At 31.6% G+C, this 23,395-nt stretch carries 20 protein-coding genes and 4 tRNA genes; 14 read left to right on the forward strand and 10 right to left on the reverse strand.

Annotated features, from left to right (window positions below):
• Positions 1 to 3 precede the first annotated feature (3 nt).
• The 6 genes from yaaA to M9Q43_RS09520 all read right to left on the reverse strand — a co-directional run bounded on the left by yaaA (position 4) and on the right by M9Q43_RS09520 (position 8,841).
• Positions 4 to 762 carry a peroxide stress protein YaaA gene (gene yaaA, locus M9Q43_RS09495; RefSeq protein ID WP_262318694.1) on the reverse strand — a complete coding sequence of 253 codons (759 nt, stop codon included), beginning with the start codon at positions 760 to 762 and terminating at the stop codon, positions 4 to 6.
• 97 nt (positions 763 to 859) lie between these two features.
• The gene (locus tag M9Q43_RS09500) at positions 860 to 1,228 is read right to left on the reverse strand and encodes a methylglyoxal synthase (protein WP_262318695.1); all 369 of its coding nucleotides are present in this window, start codon (positions 1,226 to 1,228) and stop codon (positions 860 to 862) included.
• Positions 1,229 to 1,313: 85 nt separating this feature from the next.
• Complete coding sequence (locus M9Q43_RS09505; RefSeq protein WP_262318696.1) at positions 1,314 to 2,165, reverse strand: N-acetylglucosamine kinase; 852 nt, start codon at positions 2,163 to 2,165, stop codon at positions 1,314 to 1,316.
• Between the two features lie 68 nt (positions 2,166 to 2,233).
• Positions 2,234 to 3,244, reverse strand: coding sequence for a type I glyceraldehyde-3-phosphate dehydrogenase (gene gap / locus M9Q43_RS09510; RefSeq protein ID WP_262318697.1), 1,011 nt, complete (start codon positions 3,242 to 3,244; stop codon positions 2,234 to 2,236).
• A gap of 27 nt (positions 3,245 to 3,271) precedes the next feature.
• Complete coding sequence (gene pfkA / locus M9Q43_RS09515) at positions 3,272 to 4,258, reverse strand: 6-phosphofructokinase (RefSeq protein ID WP_262318698.1); 987 nt, start codon at positions 4,256 to 4,258, stop codon at positions 3,272 to 3,274.
• 134 nt (positions 4,259 to 4,392) lie between these two features.
• Positions 4,393 to 8,841, reverse strand: a complete 4,449-nt coding sequence (locus M9Q43_RS09520) for a translocation/assembly module TamB domain-containing protein (protein ID WP_262318699.1) — start codon at positions 8,839 to 8,841, stop codon at positions 4,393 to 4,395.
• Positions 8,842 to 9,000: 159 nt separating this feature from the next.
• On the opposite strand from M9Q43_RS09520, the gene tsaD reads away from it, so the two are divergent.
• The 7 genes from tsaD (at position 9,001) to M9Q43_RS09555 (ending at position 15,533) form a co-directional block, all read left to right on the forward strand.
• Positions 9,001 to 10,023, forward strand: coding sequence for a tRNA (adenosine(37)-N6)-threonylcarbamoyltransferase complex transferase subunit TsaD (tsaD, locus tag M9Q43_RS09525; protein WP_262318700.1), 1,023 nt, complete (start codon positions 9,001 to 9,003; stop codon positions 10,021 to 10,023).
• Positions 10,024 to 10,027: 4 nt separating this feature from the next.
• Complete coding sequence (locus M9Q43_RS09530) at positions 10,028 to 10,732, forward strand: 16S rRNA (uracil(1498)-N(3))-methyltransferase (protein ID WP_262318701.1); 705 nt, start codon at positions 10,028 to 10,030, stop codon at positions 10,730 to 10,732.
• Complete coding sequence (locus M9Q43_RS09535) at positions 10,725 to 11,363, forward strand: DUF4159 domain-containing protein (protein ID WP_262318702.1); 639 nt, start codon at positions 10,725 to 10,727, stop codon at positions 11,361 to 11,363. Before M9Q43_RS09530 ends, M9Q43_RS09535 begins: the two co-directional genes overlap by 8 nt.
• A 281-nt stretch (positions 11,364 to 11,644) precedes the next feature.
• On the forward strand, positions 11,645 to 12,607 hold the full coding sequence (locus tag M9Q43_RS09540) for a zinc metalloprotease (protein ID WP_262318703.1): 963 nt from the start codon (positions 11,645 to 11,647) through the stop codon (positions 12,605 to 12,607).
• A gap of 75 nt (positions 12,608 to 12,682) precedes the next feature.
• Positions 12,683 to 13,777, forward strand: a complete 1,095-nt coding sequence (locus tag M9Q43_RS09545; RefSeq protein ID WP_262318704.1) for an AI-2E family transporter — start codon at positions 12,683 to 12,685, stop codon at positions 13,775 to 13,777.
• A gap of 2 nt (positions 13,778 to 13,779) precedes the next feature.
• On the forward strand, positions 13,780 to 14,958 hold the full coding sequence (locus M9Q43_RS09550) for a class I SAM-dependent methyltransferase (protein WP_262318705.1): 1,179 nt from the start codon (positions 13,780 to 13,782) through the stop codon (positions 14,956 to 14,958).
• A 5-nt stretch (positions 14,959 to 14,963) separates the two neighbouring features.
• Positions 14,964 to 15,533: a hypothetical protein gene (locus M9Q43_RS09555; RefSeq protein WP_262318706.1), complete on the forward strand. Its 570-nt coding sequence runs from the start codon at positions 14,964 to 14,966 to the stop codon at positions 15,531 to 15,533.
• A gap of 148 nt (positions 15,534 to 15,681) precedes the next feature.
• Here M9Q43_RS09555 and M9Q43_RS09560 read toward each other — a convergent pair whose 3' ends face one another.
• From M9Q43_RS09560 to M9Q43_RS09575, 4 genes are all read right to left on the reverse strand, one after another.
• Positions 15,682 to 16,569: a DUF2971 domain-containing protein gene (locus M9Q43_RS09560; RefSeq protein WP_262318707.1), complete on the reverse strand. Its 888-nt coding sequence runs from the start codon at positions 16,567 to 16,569 to the stop codon at positions 15,682 to 15,684.
• Positions 16,570 to 16,715: 146 nt separating this feature from the next.
• Positions 16,716 to 16,789, reverse strand: a tRNA-Arg gene (locus M9Q43_RS09565).
• Between the two features lie 13 nt (positions 16,790 to 16,802).
• Positions 16,803 to 16,877, reverse strand: a tRNA-Pro gene (locus tag M9Q43_RS09570).
• A gap of 13 nt (positions 16,878 to 16,890) precedes the next feature.
• Positions 16,891 to 16,974 (reverse strand) — tRNA-Ser (locus M9Q43_RS09575).
• A gap of 320 nt (positions 16,975 to 17,294) precedes the next feature.
• Between M9Q43_RS09575 and M9Q43_RS09580 the strand changes: the two genes are divergently transcribed.
• The 7 genes from M9Q43_RS09580 to M9Q43_RS09610 all read left to right on the forward strand — a co-directional run bounded on the left by M9Q43_RS09580 (position 17,295) and on the right by M9Q43_RS09610 (position 23,299).
• Entirely contained in the window at positions 17,295 to 18,473 is a 1,179-nt protein-coding gene (locus M9Q43_RS09580; protein ID WP_262318708.1) for an acetyl-CoA C-acyltransferase, read from the forward strand.
• Between the two features lie 86 nt (positions 18,474 to 18,559).
• On the forward strand, positions 18,560 to 19,321 hold the full coding sequence (locus M9Q43_RS09585) for a C40 family peptidase (protein WP_262318709.1): 762 nt from the start codon (positions 18,560 to 18,562) through the stop codon (positions 19,319 to 19,321).
• A gap of 106 nt (positions 19,322 to 19,427) precedes the next feature.
• On the forward strand, positions 19,428 to 20,981 hold the full coding sequence (gene porX, locus M9Q43_RS09590) for a T9SS response regulator signal transducer PorX (protein ID WP_262318710.1): 1,554 nt from the start codon (positions 19,428 to 19,430) through the stop codon (positions 20,979 to 20,981).
• A gap of 26 nt (positions 20,982 to 21,007) precedes the next feature.
• Positions 21,008 to 21,421: a tRNA (adenosine(37)-N6)-threonylcarbamoyltransferase complex ATPase subunit type 1 TsaE gene (gene tsaE / locus M9Q43_RS09595; protein WP_133607326.1), complete on the forward strand. Its 414-nt coding sequence runs from the start codon at positions 21,008 to 21,010 to the stop codon at positions 21,419 to 21,421.
• A gap of 59 nt (positions 21,422 to 21,480) precedes the next feature.
• A complete protein-coding gene (locus tag M9Q43_RS09600) occupies positions 21,481 to 22,677 on the forward strand; it encodes an alanine dehydrogenase (protein ID WP_262318711.1) in 1,197 nt (398 codons plus the stop codon).
• Between the two features lie 75 nt (positions 22,678 to 22,752).
• Positions 22,753 to 23,139 (forward strand): DUF4258 domain-containing protein, encoded by a 387-nt coding sequence (locus M9Q43_RS09605; protein WP_262318712.1) that lies wholly within the window; start codon positions 22,753 to 22,755, stop codon positions 23,137 to 23,139.
• 82 nt (positions 23,140 to 23,221) lie between these two features.
• Positions 23,222 to 23,299, forward strand: a tRNA-Val gene (locus M9Q43_RS09610).
• Positions 23,300 to 23,395 lie beyond the last annotated feature (96 nt).

The raw sequence follows: 23,395 nt of genomic DNA on the forward strand, positions 1-23,395 counted from the left end.
ATCCTACCTCGTAAAAACCATGATATTTCCTTTGCTCAAATTAGCATCAAAAGCATAGCCTTCGTAGTTAAAACCTTTTAAATCTTCAATGGTTTCAGCATTTGTATCGATAATATAGCGCACCATCATTCCTCTTGCTTTTTTTGCGAAAAAACTAATCATTTTAAGCTTACCATCTTTATAATCTTTGAATTCAGGAGTAATTACTGGAACTTTTAAAGCTTTTGTATCAACTGCACTAAAATATTCATTACTAGCTAAATTTAGAAACAATTCACCTTTTGAAAGTTCTTTGTTTAATGCATCGGTAATGGTTTTCTTCCAAAATTCATATAGATTTTTCTTTGTTCCAATTGCAATTGAAGTTCCCATTTCTAAACGATAGGGTTGCATTAAATCTAAAGGTTTTAAAAGTCCGTACAAACCTGAAAGAATACGTAATTTTTCTTGTAAAACAGCTACTTTTTCAGTTGATAACGAATACACATCTAATCCTGTATACACATCTCCATCAAAAGCATAAACTGCTGGACGCGCATTTTCGGGTGAGAAAGGAACACTCCATTCTTGATTGCGTTGCCAATTTAATTCGGCTAACTTCTCTGAAATATCCATAAGCTCCATCAATTGCTTAGGCTTTATCTTTTTCAACGTTTTTTGAATGGTTTCAGATTTTGATAAAAAAACAGGTTCGGTATAATTATCAAAAGGTAACTGACTTTCGTAGTTTAATGATTTAGCTGGTGAAATTACAATCTTCATGGTTTAATATTTTTTCAAAAATACGTTTTAAATAAAACTTTGGTTTTTAATTGGTATCAGAAATTTTTATTAACTAATTAGGCTTTATGATAGTATTTCAATCAACTAAACCTAACAACAATAATTGAGCTGTAGCTTCATTTGTAGCTAATGGAACATTATGTACATCGCAAATTCGTATTAACATATTAATATCTGCTTCGTGGGCATGACTCGAGTTTGGATCTTTAAAAAACAATACCATTTTGGTTTTTCCGATTGCAACACGTGCGGCAATTTGGGCATCACCACCCAATGGTCCAGAAAGCATTTTTTTAACTTTAAATCCAGCTGCTTCTGCCCTTCCACCAGTTGTTCCAGTGGCAATAATTTTAATATTTTCTTTTAAAAGAAGATTTTTATTTTTATTTAAAAACTGAACCATATCAGCTTTTTTTCCGTCGTGAGCTATGATTGCTATTTCCATAATTTTCAATTTCATTACAAAGATATAAATAAAAAATCCCAAATCATTTTCATTATTTGGGATTTAAAACTAACTATTTATTTTACTATTTATTCATAATATGATAAGCAATTAAGCCATCTATTGGTCTTCGTAAAACGTTTCCAATTTTAATTCCATGTTTAGATAAAACTGCTGCTAATTCATCTTTTAAGTAAAAGGCAATTGAACCTACGAAATGAACTGGTACTTTTTTACAATTTTCAAATTGCTCAATATAGTTTTCTACAAAACTTTCCATTTCTCTGTGAATGAATTTTTGGCAGAATTCGGTGTCTTTATGTTTGATTAAAAATTTTGCGAATGTAGCTAAATAAGCATTAGGATTGGGTTCTTTATACAAATTATGCTTAATGTAATCGGCATCTAGATTGTATTCTTCTTCAAATTCAATTGCTAATTCTTTTGGCATTTTATTAAAATAATAACCTCTTATTAAATGACGTCCAAAACGATTCCCAGAACAATCATCCATAGCAATATAACCCAATGATTGTACTTTTTGATGCAATACTTTTCCATCAAAATAACTGCAATTAGAGCCTGTTCCTAAGATACAAACAATCGCTTCTGCATCTTTTGGAGTAGTTGCATAAACTGCTGCGTAAGTATCTTCATGAACTACAACTGCAGCATTTTTAAAATACAATTGAAAAACATCTGATAGAAAATTCTTCATTCTATCGGTTCCACAACCAGCGCCATAAAAAAATAAATGCGTGGCTTTGTCTTTGTTGTGAGAAATATCAAATTTATCATCTAAACGATTGATGATTTCTTCTTTATCTAAAACTTCTGGATTTAGTCCTAAAGTTTGTGTTGTGAATAATACTTTTCCGGAATCATCAATAGCAATCCAATCGGCTTTAGTAGATCCACTGTCAACTAATAATTTCATTTGGTTGGTGTTAGTTTAGGGAACAAAAAATCCCGCACACAAATGTAACGGGATTTTTTTGAAATATATTATTTTAAACCAGCTACGTGAACTGATAAATCAATTAATTTGCTTGAATATCCATATTCGTTATCATACCAAGAAACAAGCTTAAAGAAGGTAGAATTTAATCCTATTCCTGCTTTTGCATCAACAACAGAAGTTCTTGAATCTCCAACGAAATCTTGTGATACTACATCGTCTTCTGTGAATCCTAAAATGCCTTTCATTTCGTTTTCAGAAGCTTTTTTCAAAACCGCCATAATTTCTTCATACGAAGTTTCTTTAGCTAATTTTACAGTTAAATCAACAACAGAAACATCTACCGTTGGAACACGAAATGACATTCCTGTAAGTTTTCCGTTTAATGCCGGAATTACTTTTCCAACTGCTTTTGCAGCTCCAGTTGAAGATGGAATAATATTTACACTTGCTGCACGTCCGCCTCTCCAGTCTTTTTTAGAAGGACCATCTGCTACCATTTGAGTAGCTGTTGAAGCGTGAACAGTTGTCATTAAACCTTCTACGATTCCGAAATTATCGTTAATAACTTTTGCTAAAGGCGCTAAACAATTTGTTGTACATGAAGCATTTGAAACAATTGTATCTGTAGGTTTTGCTTCGGTATGATTTACACCCATTACAAACATTGGTGCATCTGCAGAAGGAGAAGAAATTACCACTTTTTTAGCACCACCATCAATATGTGCTTGAGCGGTTTCTAAAGTGGTGAAAATTCCAGTACATTCTGCAACAACATCAACATCAATATCTTTGTCATCCCATTTAATTAATTTTGGGTCTTTTTCTGCAGTAACTCTGATAAATTTATCGTTTACATATAGTTTACCTTCTTTTACTTCTACTTTTCCTGCAAAACGACCATGAACTGAATCATATTTTAATAAGTAAGCTAAATGCCCAACATCTAATAAATCGTTGATTGCAACTACTTCTACATTATCTCTGTTAAATGTTTCTCTAAATACAATTCTTCCAATTCTTCCGAATCCGTTAATTCCTAATTTTACTTTTGACATTTTTCTTTTCTTTAATTTACTATTTTGTTATGATGATACGATATCGGATACTTTTACCAATTCCATATCGATTTCACTTTGTCCTTTAATGGCTTGTTCTAGCGGTGTTAAGGTTACTTTATCTTGATATAAACCTACCATAAAATTTGATTTTCCTTCTAATAAAGTTTCTACGGCTTTAACTCCTAATCTAGATGCTAAAACTCTGTCAAAACAAGATGGAGAACCGCCACGTTGCATATGTCCTAAAACCGAAACACGAACGTCGTATTCTGGCATGTTTTCTTCGATGTAATCTTTTAATTCGAAAACGTTTTTACCAATTTTATCTCCTTCAGAAACGACAACAATACTTGAAGTTTTTCCTGAGCCTTTACTTCTTTTTAAAGATTCAACTAATCGGTCTAAACCAAAATCTTCTTCAGGAATTAGAATTTCCTCTGCTCCTGCTCCAATACCTGCGTTTAGTGCTATGTGACCTGCATCTCTTCCCATTACTTCTACGAAGAATAATCGGTTGTGAGAGTTTGCGGTATCTCTAATTTTATCGATGGCATCAATTACGGTATTCAAAGCCGTATCGTATCCTAAGGTATGACTTGTTCCAAAAATATCGTTATCAATGGTTCCTGGAATTCCAATCACTGGAAATCCGTATTCTTCATTAAAGATTTCGGCTCCAGTAAAACTACCATCACCACCAATTACTACAAATGAATCAATTCCAGCAGCTACCAAATTGTCGTATGCTTTCTTTCTTCCTTCAGCTGTTCGAAAATCTGCCGAACGAGCCGATTTTAAAATAGTTCCTCCTTTATTAATAATGTTTTTCACATCACGAGGTCCCATTTCTTTGAAGTCTCCTTCTATCATTCCTTGGTATCCTCTATAAATACCAACACATTCAACATTATAATATGCACAAGCTCTAACAACTGCTCTAATTGCTGCGTTCATTCCAGGTGAATCACCACCCGATGTTAAAACACCTATTTTTTTAATTTTTGATGTCATTTTATTGTTTGTTTATGTAAAGTTAATAAACGAAAATGTAAAACAAGAGCAATTTTGCTTACTATTTAATTATAGTGGCAAATTCAAACGTTTTCGTTAATAACTTTTTAATTTTATTACTAAAAATTGAAGAATTATTCTATTTCTGGAACTTTTAGTGGTTCTGTTTTTGGAGTTTCTGCCTTTTTAGGCCTTCTCTCATTTATATACTCTAAATATTCAGGTGGAAGATCTGAATCAGTATCTGGAGCATTATTATTCTTATTTGATGAATCTGAAGTTTGTTTTTTACGTGTAAATATTTTACGAATCATTTCTTTAAAGGTATCAAATTCCACATTATAAGTCAAACCTAAACCTTGTGTATATCCAATTCCTTCTCCAATATAATTGATGTCATTTTCACGATTAAACACATGTGCATTTAACGTTCCATCATCATTTAATTGCATCAAAATTTCTACATTTCCAACAATTACTGATTCGGTTACACCACCTACTGGAACTCCTACTTTTCCATTAATTGAAATTCTATCATTGATTTGTGTACTCATAGTTACACCTACTCTTCCTGAAATTTCATTTAATCTATCTGCTTGCGAATAATCTACACCTAATTGAAGTTTACTGTCTTCATCGGCAAATAAACTATTAATTAACGAACCAGCTCTTTCGAACAATGGTCCGTAAGCAGCATTTCCAGCCGTTTCAGCCGTTACAAATGAACCCGTTGCTAACAGTGCAAAAGCCTGCGTTTGACGGGCATCTTTATCTTGTAATTTATAATCAATCTCACTTTTTAAAACCGAACTCACATTAGGAAAATCAATATTAAAATCAGGTTCAGGATTGCTTAAGTTACCGTTTAACAAAATAGAAACATTTGTATCCACTTTTTTATTAAACGAAGCGCTTTCTAATAATACAGCAGGATTAGCAGTAGTTTTATAAGTTGCGACTAAATCTAAAACAGCATTCATAGGATCGCCATCCCAACGAATTGTCCCACCTTTTTCAACCTTAAACTTTTTATCAATTAATCCGCCATACATGAAATTATATTCTCCTTCTTGAACAATAAAATCACCTGTCATTTCAAATTTTCCGAGTGTATTAATGTTCATTTGCATTGAGCCAACACCGTTTCCTTTCATGGCATGACCTGTTGAGCGATCTAAAATAATTTCAATATTTGCATCTTGATCAATATCAAAATCAAATTCTAATTCAATTCCTTGATATTTGTTTTTTTCTACAACTTTACCTTCTTTTATTTTTTGATATTCTTCTTGTGTCATGAATTTAATGAAAGAGTTATCGCCAACATCTTCACTATCATTGATAGGAATTTTAATTGAAGTTCCCTTTTCCGATTCGCCAGCCACTTTGATATTTAAAGCATCAACACTTCCTGTTATACTTGCTTTACCTTTCATAAAAGCAGTTCCAAAATAGTAAGCATCCTCATTATCTTCGGTATCTAAGGCTAAAATATTGTTAGAGTCTAGGTGTAAGTCTAATTGCCAATCACCAAATTTTTTATGACGAATACTTCCATCTAAAACACCTTTTGTATCATATTTTGTATCAGAAACTTCTACTTTTCTAAAACTAAATTGATGTTCTGTTACATCAATTATTGCGTTTTTTTCAAAAGCATAATCAACATTAAGATATGGAACTCGCATTCCCGCATCGTTTAAATAAAGTCTTCCATCTATTTCTGGTTCAGATAACGAACCTGCAATTGTTGCTCTACCAGTAGCATTTCCTCTTACATCTGAGAGTACGCTTCCTAATAGAGGTCCAAAAGGAGCCAAATCAAATTTATCAAAACCAGCTTCTAAAGCTAAAGCTGATTGCTGCCCAACAAAATTTACATCTCCATTTAAAAAGAAGCGTTCGTTTCCATCTTGCTTTAAAGCAGATTCAACATTAAATTGATTAAATTTTTCATTTCCTTTAATTGAAAATTCTAAATCACCAAGTAAAATTTTATTAATTTGGAGACTATCAATTGTAATATCTGAAACAGGATCATAAACATTCTTATCTTGTTTATATTTCACGTTACCATTTAATTTTCCTCCAAAAGATAAACTATCTAACGATGGTGTTACTTTTTTTAAATCAACATCATTAAATGTAAGTTGAAAATCTTTAAAAGTAGAATCGCGCATGGTTCCAAAGAAATCCATTTTTTGATCGTTGTGTGACAAACTTATTTTTTGAAAATCAAAATTTTTAAAAAATTTATCAAACACAATTTTATTGTCATTGGTTTCATTTTCATTGATGAACCAAGTATATTCTTTAAATTTAACTTCCGATTTCTTAAAACCAACAACAGATTGCTTTTGTTCATCAATTGTGTGATATAAGTTTAAATCATAACTATCCTGACTCTGATTTCCACCTTTGAACTCAGAACGAACAAACAAAGTATCATTAAGTGTTAAGTTAATCAAATTAAAATCGGCAATTTTATAATTTTTATTTTTTATGGTATCAACAGAAATATAGGTATTGTATAACGGATTTTTATTGTCGATATCAATCTTAATGTTTTGAATTTGATTTTCGAAAGCAATAATATTTGGCGAAGTAAAATCTAATTCAAATTTTCCTTCATCTGCATTAATTTTTCCTTTAAAACGGGTGTTTTCAGAAATTTTAACTTCCGGAATAAACACTTCTACGATTTTATCATAAATTGTAAAATCAAAATTTAAAAATTGTCCTTTTCCTAATTTGTTTGGAGAATAATTGGCATATAAACTACCTAGAGCATTTTCAACAATTTTACGAACTTCCTTGACTTTATATTTTCCAACTACTTCTCCACTAATAATATCAGGTGAATTTATTGCAATAGTTCTAACATTATTTTCATCAAAAGTTGAATTTATTTCGAAATCATCAAAGAAATAAAAATCTTTACTGTTTTGATATGATACATCATGTATTTCAAGTTTTCCAGCTAAATCATCAATCGAATTTCCTTTAGCTTTAAAATTGATATTTCCTTTAAAAATAGCTAACGAGTCTTTTCTGTAAAAATTTAAAACATACAAATCAGCATAATCAATTTGGGCTTTAAAATCATAGTTACTGGCTTTGTTACTCAAATCTATTACGCCATCAAAATCCATTTTTAAATTTGGATCATTACTATTAAAGTACCCTTTGTAATAAGGCATTTTCATACTTCCATCAACTGTAACATTTTGGTAGTTATAACCATTATAATAGAACTTTTTAATGGTTCCTTCAATAGAAGTATTTAGCAATTTTTGAGTAAAGCCTTTTCCGTCAACATTTAAATCAAGAGTGGTTTTGCCTAAATCTTTTTCAGAAAGTAATGTTCCTAAATCAAAATTATCTAACTTGATATTTCCTTGATACGATGCATTATCAATATTGTCAATGTTTTGAATAGCCAAATCGCCGTCTACAATTCCAAGTTTTGATAATAAATATACATTTGCATTGATGTATTTTTGAGTCAACTCAACATCTCCATTTAAGTCAACACGTCCAAGTTTTGCCAATACTGATGGCAAATTTTTACCTAAAACCCTTGGCATTATTATTTTTAAAGCTTCATAATCAGAAGTAATTCGATCAAAACTACCTTTCATGTAGAACTCTTGATTTCCTTTTCCAAAAAGATTTTGAAAATTAGCTGTTCCTATAATTTCTGATTGATTTTTATCGGTCAATTTTAAATTATGGGTTGTAAAATTATTCAGTGTTCCAACTAAATGTGTATCTACATAGAAAATATTATTTTTACCAAATTCGTTATAAAAAAAGTTTAAATCATTTGAAGCGATTGAAGCTTTATCAAACTCAACATCAAAAACAACTTTATTATTAAAGTCTGAAAAATCTTTTCGATCATATTTTAGCTCTACTCTACCCTTCATTTCAGAATTTGGCGTATTCATTGCCAATTGTTCTAGTAAAATATTCTTTTTGGTATATGTAAAATCGGCAGTTAATTTTTTTACTTCTAATCCTCTATGATCTTTAAAAGTTAATTCATCTATAAAAGTGGTAACGTTTGCTCCTTTTATAAAAAAGCCTTCAATTTTAGCGTTAAGACTTGTGAAATCTAATACTTTTGGCGATTTCAAGTTTTCATCAATATACCTAAAACGACTATTAAAAACGGTCATTTTATTCGCTTTCATTCTAAATTTTCCTGAAGAAGGCGACCCATCATCAAAAGCCTCAATAAATTTATCTAAATTGGTATAATCTTCATTTTTATAATTTACAATTCGTGCATCTAAACCATGCATTACAACATCTTTCAAATAAGGATGTCCAGGATCATAAATTTTCTTAAAGCTTAAAATAGAAGTATTTAATTTTTTTATGTAGAACAAAGTATCTTTGTGATGATCCAAAACTAAAACCTCACCAAGCTTCACACTTCCAAAAGGTGTTATTGCAACTGTTCCAATCGAAAGATTTGTACCAAAAGATTTGTTGATTTCATCAGTGGCATATTTTCCTAAATAAGTTTGAACCGAAGGCAACGACAAAAGCACACTCAATAAGAGCAGTAGTAACAAAATTCCAATTAAGGAACGAAATAGTATTTTTTTAAATTTTTTGATACGTTCTTTTGTTTTAAATTTGCCTAAATTTAATTCATTTGGGTTTAACCCAACAAAAATAAGGATTTTTGTAAGATATTTTACTATATCTTTAATTCAAATTTCGTGCCTAAAATGTTAGACAAAAAAATATATACTTTAGCTATTGAAAGTTCGTGTGATGACACGTCTGCAGCCATACTTTGTAACGATGTTGTACTATCAAATATTGTAGCCCGACAAGCTATTCATGAAGAATATGGTGGTGTTGTTCCTGAATTAGCTTCAAGAGCACATCAACAAAATATTGTTCCTGTAGTAGATGTTGCCATTAAAAAAGCAGGAATTACAAAAGAAGATTTAGATTGCATCGCTTTTACACAAGGCCCTGGATTAATGGGTTCGTTACTAGTTGGAGGTTCGTTTGCAAAGTCAATGAGTATGGCTTTAGGCATTCCATTGATTGCTATTAATCATATGAAAGCCCATATTTTAGCACATTTTATTTCAGAAGAAGGTTACGAAAAACCAACATTTCCGTTTATTGCATTGACTATTTCTGGCGGTCACACGCAAATTGTAAAAGTGAAAAGTTTTTTCGAAATGGAAATTATAGGAGAAACAACTGATGATGCCGTTGGTGAAGCATTTGATAAAAGTGCAAAAATTTTAGGACTTCCCTATCCTGGCGGACCTTTAGTTGATAAATTTGCACAAGAAGGCAATCCAAAAGCGTTTCCATTTACCAAACCAAAAGTTCCGGATTTGAATTTTAGTTTTAGTGGTTTAAAAACCCAAATTTTGTATTTTATTCAGAAAAATGTTGCGATAAATCCAAATTTTGTAGAAGAAAACAAAGCAGATATTTGTGCTTCTATTCAATATACAATTATTGAAATTTTAATGGATAAGTTAAAATTAGCGGTTGCTGAAACGGGAATAAATCAGATTGCAATTGGTGGTGGCGTTTCGGCAAATTCAGGAATTAGATCTACCTTAAAAGAAGCTGAAAAAAAATACGGTTGGAAAACGTATATTCCTAAATTCGAATACACAACAGATAACGCTGCAATGATTGGAATTGTAGGCTATTATAATTTTCTAGAGAAAAACTTTAGCGATGCTGATGTGGTTTCTAAAGCACGAATTGAATTTTAAAACTATGCAACTATTCTATAATTCTGAAATAAAAAATGGTGATTCAACCTTCTTTTTTGATAAAGAAGAGAGTAAACATATAGTTAAAGTATTACGTAAAAAAGAAAGTGATAAAATATTTATTACAAACGGATTAGGTTACTTATTTGAATCAGAAATAATTCTTGCTTCGGAAAAAAAATGTGAAGTAAAAATCATAAAAGAAACCTTTCAACAACCCGATACTTTTTACACACACATTGCCGTTGCTCCAACCAAAATGAACGACCGATTAGAGTGGTTTTTAGAAAAAGCTACCGAAATTGGTATTCACGAAATCACACCAATTATTTGCGATCATTCGGAACGAAAAATATATAAAATTGATCGAGCCGAAAAAATCATTCAAGCCGCAATGAAGCAATCGTTGCATTATTATTTACCAAAAATAAACGAGCCTATTTCGCTTTCTCATTTTGTAAAATCGAATATCGACGGACAAAAATTTATTGCACATTGCGAAGAAACCGACAAAAAATCGTTTCAAAAAGAAATTGCTAAAAATGAAAAAGTGACTATTTTAATTGGTCCAGAAGGTGATTTTTCTACAAAAGAAATTAATTTAGCTATTGCTAATCAATTTATTCCTGTAACTTTGGGAAACACAAGATTACGAACAGAAACCGCAGCATTAGTTGCTTGCCATACAATTGCATTACTGAATGAATAAACTATTAGTTGGATTTATATTGCTATTGAATTTGGGCTTTGCCCAAGAAGTTGCTGTTGCCAAATATTCTGGTGGTGGTGATTGGTATGCAAATCCGACATCTTTACCTAATTTGGTTAAATTTTGCAATCAAAATATAAATACCACAATTAATACAAAAGTAGCTACAGTTGAAGTAGGAAGTGCCGAAATTTTCACTTACCCATTTGTTCATATGACTGGGCACGGAAATGTGGTCTTTAGTGCAAATGACGTCATAAATCTTAGAAATTATCTTACTTCTGGAGGATTTTTACACATAGATGATAATTATGGAATGGACGAATTTATTAGAAAAGAAATCAAAAAAATATTTCCAGATAATCCGTTGACTGAAATTCCTTCAAATCATCAAATTTTTCAAGAACCTTATTCATTTCCTAGTGGATTACCTAAAATTCATGAGCACGACAACAAGAAACCACAAGCCTTTGGGGTGTTTATTGAAGGTAGAATTGTACTGCTTTATACTTATGAAACAGACTTAGGTGACGGTTGGGAAGACACAGAAGTACATAATAATCCTCAATCAACAAGAGAAAAAGCACTTAAAATGGGTGCAAATATCATCAACTACGTTTTTAAAAATTAGATTTTTCACGCTAAGAATTCTCTAATTAATTATTTATTTTTTTATTAATTTCTATTTTATTTTTAAAAATATCAATAAACACTGGGAAAAAAATATTAAAATGTACAGAAAATCTGTAGCAATAGTTCTACAAAAGTTATTTAGTTTTGAAATGAACATTTAGCAGATTTAATATTGATGAATTCCTTTTTACAGAAACTTTGATTTACTGTAAGAAAATAAAAATTAATACCGCTGGTAATTTGTTCAAACAACCAAAACTAACTTAATTTTTATTTTTTATGAAAAAAATCATTTTATCAGCATTTGCTTTATTGTTTTTATTTTCATGTAGTAACGATGAAACTTCAACACCTACTGAAGAAAAATCTCAATTAACTCACGATCATCACAGAGGTTGTGCTTCACATGAAGTTTTAGAAGAGCAACTTAGACAAGATCCTTCCTTAGCACAACGCATGCAGCAAATTGAAAAATTTACTACTGAAGCAATAAGAACAGGCAAATTGGTGAACGGAAAAATTCAAATTCCGGTGGTAGTAAATGTTTTATACAAAACAACTGCTGAAAATATTTCTCTAGCACAAATACAATCACAAATAGACGTTTTAAACAAAGACTTCAATGCAACTAATTCCGATTTTAATCAAGTTCCTGCGACATTTTCTGCTGTAAAAGCAAATGTTGGAATCTCTTTTGTACTAGATGCTGTTTACAGAAAATCTACTACAAAATCATCATGGGGAACAAACGATGCGATGAAAAAAACTTCGACAGGAGGAATTGCACCAACATCGCCAACTACTAAATTAAACCTTTGGGTTTGTACAATTGGTGGTGGAATTTTAGGTTATGCTCAATTTCCAGGCGGTTCATCTGCAACTGATGGAGTTGTAATCGATTCTAAATATCTAGGAACAACAGGTAGAGCTACTGCACCTTTTAACAAAGGAAGAACTGCTACTCACGAAGTTGGTCACTGGATGAACTTAAGACATATATGGGGAGATGCTACTTGCGGAAGCGATTTAGTATCAGATACACCTACTCACAATACTGCAAATTATGGTATTCCTGCATTTCCACATTATTCAACATGTTCTGGAACACCAATCGAAATGACAATGAATTACATGGATTACACAGATGATGCAGGTATGTACATGTTTTCAAATGGTCAAAAAAATAGAATGTTATCCATTTTTGCTTCTGGTGGTGCAAGATTTTCTTTTGCACAGCCTTAATTTTAATTAATTGTTTATTTGAAGAAACTCGCTATTTATTGGCGAGTTTTTTTTATTTTAGCCAAAACAAAAATAATGACTTCAAAAGATATATCTCTCGGAATAGTAAAGGCAGTTGCCATATTAGTTGCAAGTTGCTTAGCATTATTTTTTCTATACCAAATAGCAACGGTAATTGTTTATTGCATTATTGCAATAGTGATTTCTTTACTATTAAACCCTCTAGTAACTTTTTTAAAAACAAAACTCAAATTCAAAAACACAATAGCGGTTATTACCTCTTTGCTGTTAGCTTTTCTCGTAATTTCCGGGTTTGTATTACTTTTTGTGCCGCTGTTATTGGCTCAAGGCGAAAACTTATCGCTTTTAGATATTAGTTCTTTGGAAAAAAATTATCATTTGTTATTGGAAAATGTCACTGTTTTTTTAGATTCATATAATATCAATACCAAACAACTTATTCAAAGTAGTAAATTATCTTCATTTGCAACTTTTGAGTTTATTCCAAACTTTTTAAATAGCTTTTTAAGCACGTTAGGAAATTTTAGTATGGGATTTGCTTCAGTGCTTTTTATTACATTCTTTCTTTTAAAAGAAAAAGATGTTTTATATCTAAAATTTAAAAGATTATTACCCGAAAGTCAAAAGGAAAAAGTATTAAATTCTATGCAAGATATCAATCGTTTATTATCGCGCTATTTCCTTGGTTTACTACTACAATTGACTATTATCATGCTTTTATACTTAATTGTATTTATCATTTTTGGTGTAGAAAATGCTATTATAATTGCCTTATTGTGCGCTATTTTTAACATTGTACCTTATGTTGGTCCACTAATTGCATCTGTAGTTGCCGGTTTATTAATTATGACTAGCGGAATTGGCTCTGGTGCTGATTTTGCCAGCGAAACACTTCCAACAGCAATTTATGTGTTAATCGGAATGTCTTTAGTACAAGTAATTGACAACAATTTTAGTTCGCCACTTATTTTTTCTAAAAGCACGAATTCACATCCTTTAGAAATTTTCTTAGTAATTTTAATTGCTGGTATTTTATTCGGAATCACTGGAATGATTATAGCTGTGCCATTTTATACTTCATTAAAAGTCATTGGAAAAGAATTTTTACCAGACAACAAAATCATTAAAGCACTTACAAAAAATTTGTAGTTTTGAATATTGAGCAACTTTTACATATTGAAATTCAAGATTTTATTGCAGAAAATTTAAGTTCTGATAGTACAAAATTAGCGTTAAAGAAAAATCCTTTCGCAGAAATCAATTATACCGAAATCATCAATCAAATTGTTTCCAAAAAGAAAGCAAAAGATAAATTACCAACTTGGTTTTTAACGAAAAATATCATTTATCCTGAAAAAATTTCAATTGAGCAAACTTCTTCAGAACTTACAGCAAAGTATAAAGCTTCGTTGGTTTCTGGCAAAAATTTAATCGATTGCACTGGCGGATTTGGTATTGATGATTATTACTTTGCACAACAATTTGAATCGGTTATCTATTGCGAAATTAATCCAGAATTATCAAAAATTGTACAGCATAATTTCAAACAATTAAAAGCCGAAAATATGACTTGTATTTCTGGTGATAGTGCTGATATTTTAAAACAATTAAATCAACGTTTTGATTGCATTTATATTGATCCATCTCGGCGAAATGATGCCAAAGGAAAAGTATTTTTATTAGCCGATTGTTTACCAAATGTTGTTGATTTACAAGAATTTTATTATCAATTTTCAGATACTATTTTAATTAAAACTGCGCCAATTTTAGACATTCAAGCTGGTTTAAACGAATTAAAAAACGTTGCTTCTATTCATATTGTTGCAGTTGAAAATGAAGTGAAAGAATTGCTTTGGGAAATCAAAAAATCATTCAACGATAGTCCGAAAATTATTGCGGTTAATATTGAGAAACAGCAAACCGTTTCTACATCAATTGAACTTTCAAAAAACTATCAAGCAACCTATAGTTTACCCAAAAAATATCTTTATGAACCGAATGCTTCATTATTAAAATCAGGTGGTTTTGAAGCAGTTTCTGAATTGTTTGCATTGGATAAATTGCACCAACATTCGCATCTATATACTGCTGATGAAATTAAAGATTTTCAAGGAAGACGATTTGAAATTACGCAAGAAATTCCGTTTCAAAAAAACGACTTAAAAAAGTATATTCAAAATCAAAAAATGAATGTCACTACACGAAATTTTCCTTTAAAAGTAGAAGACATCAAAAAGAAATATAAAATTAGTGATGGTGGCACATTGTTTGCTTTTTTTACAACAAACCTTAAAAACGAAAAAATAGTTTTACTTTGCACAAAAATTTAGAATCCATGAACAAGATACTTGCCCTTTTACTTTTTATTCCGGTATTTGCCTTAGCACAAATAAAAGATTGCGCCTATGACATTGAAGAAAAAACCGATTCAACATCATTAAAAGTTTTGCCTCAAAAATTAATGCACGAGAAAATTTTTGGAAGTTCAAGCGATTACTTATTCTTTTCGCTTGTGAACGAAAATGATGTTCCAATTTTAAATATGCAACTGCTTCAAAAAAGTAATGATTTTATACCAACCAATTGCTTAAGTAAAAGTTCAAAAGTATTCATTCAATTAGATAATGGAAAAATCATCACTTTAGTCAATGCATTTGAAGGAATATGTAGCGATTTGAATTATGATGCTTCAACTAAAAATAACATTAGAATTTTAAACGCATTTTACTATTTTACAAAAACCAACTACGAAGAGCTAAAAAACAGTCCAATAGCGTTAATGCGTATTCAATTTGCTGGAGAAACAAAAGATTTTGTTTTAAAAGCCGAATTAGAATCAGAAACGTTAAAAACAAAATCAAATCCGGCGAGTTATTTTATGGAATATTTAAAGTGTGTGGAGTAAGTATCTAATATTTTTATAGAACTCTTCCAACGATACTGAACTAGCAGAAAGCCATTACACAAATAACAAAACATTCCATATAGTAGCTAATTTTCTATAAGAAAACCTTAAAAATCAATTAAAGCAAACAACTGTTATAAATCGTTTTTTAAACCACTTGATGTCTGTCTAACTCAAAAGCAAATGGTACTTTCTCAACTTGAAAAACAGATATTTTTCTTTCTTTTCCAATACCTATCAACATATCTCTATCTTTTTCTGGCATTGATGCACCAAGTAAAATTTCCTTTATAAAATTATCTGGGAATTTAATAATTCTCTTTGGTGAATTATATTCTGCACCACCGCTGTCAAAATATATATTCATAAATCGATACTCATTTTCATATTTCCATAAATCACTTTTGATAAATGTTCTTATTACTTGAGCGTTATAGTCAGATTCAAATGGGCTTATATTAGGATAATCGGAAGTATATGTCACATTACCACCTTTTCCAAATAATCCTGAAATTCTCATTCTTGCTTCATCAAAACCAAGACAATAACCTTTGTGATTGTCAGAATAATGCGCCCACATTAATATGGATTTCCATTCTTTACTAAAGCATGCTGTGCCAAAATTATCGTTGTTGTAAATATCTTCTATTACTTCTGAACGAACTTGATATTTTAAAATGTTTGAAACTCGACTTTCTAATATTTTTCTCTGAGCTATTGGATTCTTTTTCTCTCTCTTTATCCAATCTGCATGTTTCTTCATGGCAGTATCAATATATTTTCTAATCTTTTCTGGTGTGTCTAGCGAAAGAAAATTTTTGTAAATCTTTAGGTCATAAGGGTCATTAAAAAACTTTGCAGGCGACATATAAAGTTCATTATGCGTTAAAAGTTTTTGATGAGTTTCATCTCTCCAATTTCTGTATTTATAAATAACTTCTGGAAAGTTTTCTGGATACGGCATGAACTTTCTTAAAAATGGATTATCAAGAAATAAATTGGCCATTTTACGTGCAGCTGATAATTTATTTTCCATACGATAATAGTTTTTTTTGGTTAAATCAGTTTAAAATGGCTTATAAATAGTAAATAAAACCAAATATATGCAACTTTCCATCAAATTCAAAACATTTCAAGAAACTATAAAAAACAAAAAAGCCCTGCGTTTGCAAGGCTTTTTTGTGATCGCGCCAGGATTCGAACCTGGGACCTACTCATTAGAAGTGAGTTGCTCTATCCAGCTGAGCTACGCAACCTATTTTATTTTTGTCGGGGTGGCAGGATTCGAACCTGCGGCCTCCTGCTCCCAAAGCAGGCGCGATAACCGGGCTACGCTACACCCCGAAGACAAAAAAAGCGGAGAGACAGGGACTCGAACCCTGGCGACGGTTACCCGTCGACAGATTAGCAATCTGCTCCGTTACCACTCCGGCACCTCTCCTTTAATTCTGCAAGAACTTATCTTTTTTGCGGTTGCAAATGTATGTTTTCATTCGTTAATATACAACTATTATTAGACTTTTTTTATTTATTTTCAAATAAAAATTTTAAAAGTGCTTATATTCAACACAATAACATTATTCAAAAAACTTATAATTTATATCATTTTCTAAAAACTAAAACCCCTTTTTGATTTATGTACATTTTCCCAAATTATCAAAAATCAATTTCACTTCCTCTTTTTGTTAGAATTATGGTAATTTCTTTATCCAAATTAGAATAAAATTAGTAAATTCGCAATTCAAATTAAAAATCACAATCATGAGCAAAAAAGTAGTTATAGTTTCTGCCGTAAGAACTCCAATTGGAAGTTTTATGGGAGCTTTATCAAGTGTACCTGCTACAAAATTAGGAGCAGCTGCTATTAAAGGTGCTTTAAATAAAATTAATTTAGATCCAAATCTTGTTGACGAAGTATTAATGGGTAATGTAGTTCAAGCCGGAAATGGTCAAGCTCCTGCAAGACAAGCCGCTTTATATGCTGGTTTATCTGAAAATGTTGCTTGTACTACTGTAAATAAAGTTTGTGCTAGTGGTATGAAAGCCGTTATGCAAGGTGCTCAAGCTATCATGGCTGATGATGCAGAAATTGTTGTTGCTGGTGGTATGGAAAACATGAGTTTGATTCCTCATTATGTACACTTAAGAAATGGTGTGAAATTTGGACCAACTTCTTTAGTAGATGGTATGCAAAAAGACGGACTTACAGATGCGTATGATAACAACGCAATGGGTGTTTGTGCCGATTTATGTGCATCAGAATATAACTTCACTAGAGAAGATCAAGATAACTTCGCAATTCAGTCTTACGAACGTTCGGCTGCTGCTTGGGAAGCTGGTAAATTTGATGCAGAAATTGTTCCTGTTGAAGTTCCTCAAAGAAGAGGTGATGCAATTGTTGTCACTAAAGATGAAGAATATACTAACGTTAAATTAGACAAAATTCCTTCATTAGCTCCAGTTTTCACAAAAGACGGAACAGTTACAGCTGCAAACGCTTCAACAATTAATGACGGAGCTGCAGCATTAGTTTTAATGAGCGAAGAAAAAGCACAAGCTTTAGGATTAACTCCATTAGCATATATTAAATCATATGCAGATGCTGCTCAAGAGCCAAAATGGTTTACAACTGCACCTGCAAAAGCATTACCAAAAGCATTAGAAAAAGCTGGTTTATCTGTTTCAGATGTAGATTTCTTTGAATTCAACGAAGCTTTCGCTGTTGTTGGATTAGCAAATGCAAAAATCTTAGGATTAGATAATTCTAAAATAAATGTAAATGGTGGTGCAGTATCTTTAGGACATCCTCTTGGTTGTTCAGGCGCACGTATTATCGTTACTTTAATCAGTGTTTTAAACCAAAACAATGCTAAAATTGGTGCGGCCGCTATCTGTAATGGTGGTGGTGGCGCTTCGGCAATTGTAATTGAAAGAGCATAATTTATAACTTTTACTAATGATGAATTTTGAAATTTAGTTACATTTGTAATTAAATTCTTAATTCATCATTTTTTATTCGACCAACTATGTTTGGAATTTGTAATTTAGCCATTGTACCCATTAGAGCCGAAGCCAGCGACAGAAGTGAGCAAGTTTCGCAGTTGCTTTTTGGCGAACACTTTAAAATTATTGAGCTTACCGCAAAATGGGCACAAGTTGAATTGGCCTATGATGGTTATATTGGTTGGATAGATAATAAACAATTTCAGCCAATTACAGAAGAACATTATTTGTTTTTAAACGAAGCACCAAGTGTTTTAAATGCTGATTTAATCGAATATATTACAACACCAAACAATCAATTAACACCAATTCCTTTAGGAGCTTCTTTGTCCTTTTTAGAGAATGAAGAAATAAATACAAGTAAATACAGTTTTGAAGGCTTGAAAGTTTGTGGTGAAAAACCAAAATCGGAATTAGTAAAAACAGCTTTTATGTATTTGAATGCACCTTATTTATGGGGTGGAAAATCACCATTTGGAATTGATTGCTCTGGGTTTACCCAAATGATTTACAAATTGAACGGTTACCATTTACTTCGCGATGCTTCGCAACAAGCTACACAAGGCGAACCTTTGAGTTTTATTGAAGAAAGTGAGCCTGGTGATTTAGCATTTTTTGACAATGATGAAGGAAATATCATTCACGTAGGCATCATGATGGAAAATAATTATATAATTCATGCTTCTGGAAAAGTACGAATCGACCGTTTAGACCATTTAGGAATCTACAATGCAGACGTTAATCGACACACCCATAAATTAAGAGTTATTAAAAAGATAATTTAATCCTGATGTTGTCAGGATTTTTTTATGGAAATAAGTTAAAATTTTATACTAAATTTAATACAATGGTCGTTTAATAAATACTAACTTGCACACAAATTAAGAAGAAATGAGCCAGATAAAAATCCTTTGGGTTGATGATGAAATTGATTTATTAAAACCACATATCCTTTTTTTAGAAAAGAAGAATTATCATGTAACTACCTGTAATAACGGGCAAGATGCTATTGATTTGTTTGACGAAAACAATTTTGATGTGGTATTTTTAGATGAAAATATGCCGGGTTTAAGTGGTTTGGAAACTTTATCTGAATTAAAAGAAAAGAAATCTTCGGTTCCGGTGATTATGATTACCAAAAGTGAAGAAGAATATATTATGGAAGAAGCCATCGGTTCTAAAATTGCTGATTATTTGATAAAACCTGTAAATCCAAATCAGATTTTATTGAGTTTAAAGAAGAATTTAGACCATTCGCGCTTAATTTCTGAGAAAACAACTTTGGATTATCAGAAAGAATTCCGAAAAATTGCTATGGATATGGCAATGGTTCGTACCTATGAAGATTGGGTGGAATTATACAAAAAACTATTGTTCTGGGAATTAGAGTTGGAAAACATCGAAGACCAAAGCATGGTAGAAATTTTGGAAAGTCAAAAAGCTGAAGCCAATATGCAATTTGGTAAATTCATCGAGCGTAATTACGAAGATTGGTTCCAACCAAAAGCAGATAAACCAGTACTTTCTCATGAAATTTTTGGTGAATTAGTAGCGCCTGAAATTCGTAAAAAAGACAAGCCTATTCTATTTGTTGTAATTGATAACTTGCGTTATGATCAATGGAAGGCTTTTGAAAGTGTGGTAAACAATCACTACAAATTAGAAAAAGAAGTGAGCTACTTCTCTATTCTTCCAACGGCAACACAATATGCTCGTAATGCGATTTTTTCTGGGTTAACACCTTTGGAGATGGAAAAGAAATTTCCACAGTATTGGAAAAACGATCCAGATGAAGGTGGAAAAAATCTGTATGAAGGCGAATTTTTAACAGAACAACTAAAACGTTTAGGATTAAACATCAAACAAGAATATTATAAGATTACCAATTTTACTTCGGGAAAAAAATTAGCAGATAACTTTAAATCTTTAAAAAACAATGATTTAACGACTATTGTTTACAATTTCGTAGACATGTTATCGCACGCAAAAACCGAAATGGATGTGGTAAAAGAATTAGCTTCAAACGATAAAGCATATCGTTCTTTGACGGCGAGTTGGTTTAAGAATTCTCCACTTTTAGACATGATTCAACAAGCACAACAACTTGGTTTTAGATTGATAATAACTACTGACCATGGAACAATCAATTGTAAAAATCCGTCGAAAGTTATTGGTGATAAAAATACGAGTTTAAATCTTCGCTACAAAACCGGAAGAAGTTTAACTTACGAAGACAAAGACGTTTATGCTGTGAAAGATCCGAAAAAAATTGGTTTACCAGCTCTAAACATGAGTAGCTCTTTTATTTTTGCGAAAAACGATTTATTTTTGGCTTACGTTAATAACTACAATCATTATGTGAGTTATTACCGAAATACCTATCAACACGGAGGAATTTCATTAGAAGAAATGGTAATTCCGTTTTTAGTTTTAGAGCCGAGATAAAGCGTTAAGTAAATAAGAATAATTATATGACGATAATTTTTTCATTAGACGAAATCACAAACGTTGCCAAGCAAATATTAGCCACGCCTTCATTAAAAAAAGTAATTACATTTCACGCACAAATGGGCGCCGGAAAAACTACTTTAATTAAAGAATTAGTGAAAGAATTAGGCGTAAAAGATAATTCGAGTAGCCCTACATTTTCTTTAGTGAATGAATACCGCACGTTTGAAGGCGAAATCGTATATCATTTCGATTTGTATCGATTAAATTCAGAAGAAGAAGGTTATGACATGGGATTAGATGAATATTTTTATTCTGACAATTGGTGCTTTATCGAATGGCCAGAAAAAACGCCCAATTTAATTCCAATAGACCACGCAAGTATTTCAATAAAAGTAATGGCAGACGGAAAAAGAGAATTGACCTTGAAGAACTAAAAGATTCTTTTCTATTTTAAAAAATATTCCTAAATTGGTACCACAAAAAACAACGCAACATGTCCATTTATAGTCCATTTTCGAAATCACAATTATTACCACAGGAAGAAAAGCTAGAAGTGGCGCGACATAAAAGTGAGTTGTTTATAGGAATTCCAAAAGAAACTTCTTATCAAGAACGTCGTATTTGCTTAACACCAGATGCGGTTTCATCGTTAGTTTCTCACGGACATCGCGTGATGATTGAAGCAGGTTCTGGAGAATGTTCAAGTTATACCGATAAAGAATACAGTGATGCAGGTGCAGAAATAACACAAGACACAAAAAAAGTCTTAGGTTGCCCAATGATTTTGAAAGTGGAACCACCTACTCTAGCCGAACTAGAAATGATGAATCCGCAAACTATCGTTATTTCAGCAATTCAATTAAAAACACAGAAAAAAGAATATTTTGAAGCTTTAGCTGCCAAAAGAATTACAGCTTTAGCATTTGAATTCATAAAAGACGAAGATGGTTCTTATCCAGCAGTTAAATCTTTATCCGAAATCGCTGGAACGGCTTCTGTTTTAATTGCTTCCGAATTAATGATTGGTGAAAATATTGGAAAAGGTTTATTGTTTGGAAATATTACAGGAGTTCCACCAACAAAAGTAGTTATCATTGGAGCTGGAACAGTTGCAGAATATGCCGCACGAACCGCTTTAGGATTAGGTGCAACCGTAAAAGTATTTGATAATTCGATTACCAAATTACGCCGTTTACAAAACACATTAAATCAAAGAATATTTACTTCAACTATACAGGAAAAATCGCTTTTAAAAGCTTTGCGTCGTTGTGATGTTGCTATTGGTGCTATGAAAGGTAAAAACCGTGCTCCTATTGTGGTTACTGAAACCATGGTAGAACACATGAAAAAGGGAGCCGTAATTGTGGATGTGAGTATTGATACAGGAGGTTGCTTTGAAACTTCAGAAGTCACAACTCATGAAAAACCAACCTTTATTAAAAACGGAGTAATTCACTATTGTGTTCCAAATATTCCTTCTCGATATTCTAAAACGGCTTCTATGTCGATTAGTAACATTATTTCTCCTTTCTTATTACACATTGCAGACGATGGTGGAATTGAAACCGCTATTCGTTGCAACAGAGGTTTAAAGCACGGGATTTATTCGTATCATGGCGTTTTAACCAATAAAGCCATTGCAGATTGGTTCAATTTAGAGTATCGCGATATCAATTTAATTGTTTTTTAATATTACGTCAAATCACTACAAAATCTGCGTGTTTATGTGTATAATTTATACTAAATTTGCACAAATTATACTATTATGAAGTTTCAGTTTCGTTTAGCCTACTACTTATTTGGATTATTTTTAGGAGCAATATTTGTAATTTGGTTTTTAAAAGCAAAAGCAAATGATAAAGGTGTAGAATTTTGCTACTTACCAAATTGTCGTGTTTTAAAAGATTTAAGAAGTAAATCGTTAGATATTGATACACTTGCTAAGAAATCTTTATCTGAAAAATGGGTTACAATGGAAGATATTAAAGAAAGTTTACGCTATGGTGATGTAGATTTTGGTAAAAGTAACGAACCATATAAAAAAGGTAAGATTTATGTAATTGAAGGCAAAACTGCTAATAATGAAGAAATTACCATTACAATGGTAAATTACACTAACAAAGTCTTGTTAGAAAAGATAGAAAAAAAGTAATTTTTTCTTCAAAACACTTGCAGAAACAAATATTCCTTGTATATTTGCACTCGCAATACGGTAATAGTAAAGCAATTTATTGGGGCGATTAGCTCAGCTGGTTCAGAGCACCTCGTTTACACCGAGGGGGTCGGGGGTTCGAACCCCTCATCGCCCACCAAATTAAATCCTACAGAAATGTGGGATTTTTTTATACGCCAAATTTATTTTATATGCCATATACTGTTTACATCCTTCACAGTCTAACTAAAGACAA

It is taken from the genome of Flavobacterium odoriferum (assembly GCF_025499515.1).
In the GTDB taxonomy this organism is placed as follows: Bacteria; Bacteroidota; Bacteroidia; order Flavobacteriales; family Flavobacteriaceae; genus Flavobacterium; species Flavobacterium odoriferum.

Bases quoted from the DNA above. Each gene is read 5' to 3' on its own strand.
- M9Q43_RS09530 (WP_262318701.1), top strand. From the start codon at position 10,028: ATGCAACTATTCTATAATTCTGAAATAAAAAATGGTGATTCAACCTTC.
- M9Q43_RS09585 (WP_262318709.1), top strand. From the start codon at position 18,560: ATGTTTGGAATTTGTAATTTAGCCATTGTACCCATTAGAGCCGAAGCC.
- M9Q43_RS09560 (WP_262318707.1), bottom strand. From the start codon at position 16,569: ATGGAAAATAAATTATCAGCTGCACGTAAAATGGCCAATTTATTTCTT.
- gap (WP_262318697.1), bottom strand. From the start codon at position 3,244: ATGTCAAAAGTAAAATTAGGAATTAACGGATTCGGAAGAATTGGAAGA.
- M9Q43_RS09505 (WP_262318696.1), bottom strand. From the start codon at position 2,165: ATGAAATTATTAGTTGACAGTGGATCTACTAAAGCCGATTGGATTGCT.
- yaaA (WP_262318694.1), bottom strand. From the start codon at position 762: ATGAAGATTGTAATTTCACCAGCTAAATCATTAAACTACGAAAGTCAG.
- M9Q43_RS09545 (WP_262318704.1), top strand. From the start codon at position 12,683: ATGACTTCAAAAGATATATCTCTCGGAATAGTAAAGGCAGTTGCCATA.
- tsaE (WP_133607326.1), top strand. From the start codon at position 21,008: ATGACGATAATTTTTTCATTAGACGAAATCACAAACGTTGCCAAGCAA.
- M9Q43_RS09605 (WP_262318712.1), top strand. From the start codon at position 22,753: ATGAAGTTTCAGTTTCGTTTAGCCTACTACTTATTTGGATTATTTTTA.
- pfkA (WP_262318698.1), bottom strand. From the start codon at position 4,258: ATGACATCAAAAATTAAAAAAATAGGTGTTTTAACATCGGGTGGTGAT.
- M9Q43_RS09540 (WP_262318703.1), top strand. From the start codon at position 11,645: ATGAAAAAAATCATTTTATCAGCATTTGCTTTATTGTTTTTATTTTCA.
- M9Q43_RS09600 (WP_262318711.1), top strand. From the start codon at position 21,481: ATGTCCATTTATAGTCCATTTTCGAAATCACAATTATTACCACAGGAA.
- M9Q43_RS09500 (WP_262318695.1), bottom strand. From the start codon at position 1,228: ATGGAAATAGCAATCATAGCTCACGACGGAAAAAAAGCTGATATGGTT.
- M9Q43_RS09580 (WP_262318708.1), top strand. From the start codon at position 17,295: ATGAGCAAAAAAGTAGTTATAGTTTCTGCCGTAAGAACTCCAATTGGA.
- tsaD (WP_262318700.1), top strand. From the start codon at position 9,001: ATGTTAGACAAAAAAATATATACTTTAGCTATTGAAAGTTCGTGTGAT.
- porX (WP_262318710.1), top strand. From the start codon at position 19,428: ATGAGCCAGATAAAAATCCTTTGGGTTGATGATGAAATTGATTTATTA.
- M9Q43_RS09535 (WP_262318702.1), top strand. From the start codon at position 10,725: ATGAATAAACTATTAGTTGGATTTATATTGCTATTGAATTTGGGCTTT.
- M9Q43_RS09555 (WP_262318706.1), top strand. From the start codon at position 14,964: ATGAACAAGATACTTGCCCTTTTACTTTTTATTCCGGTATTTGCCTTA.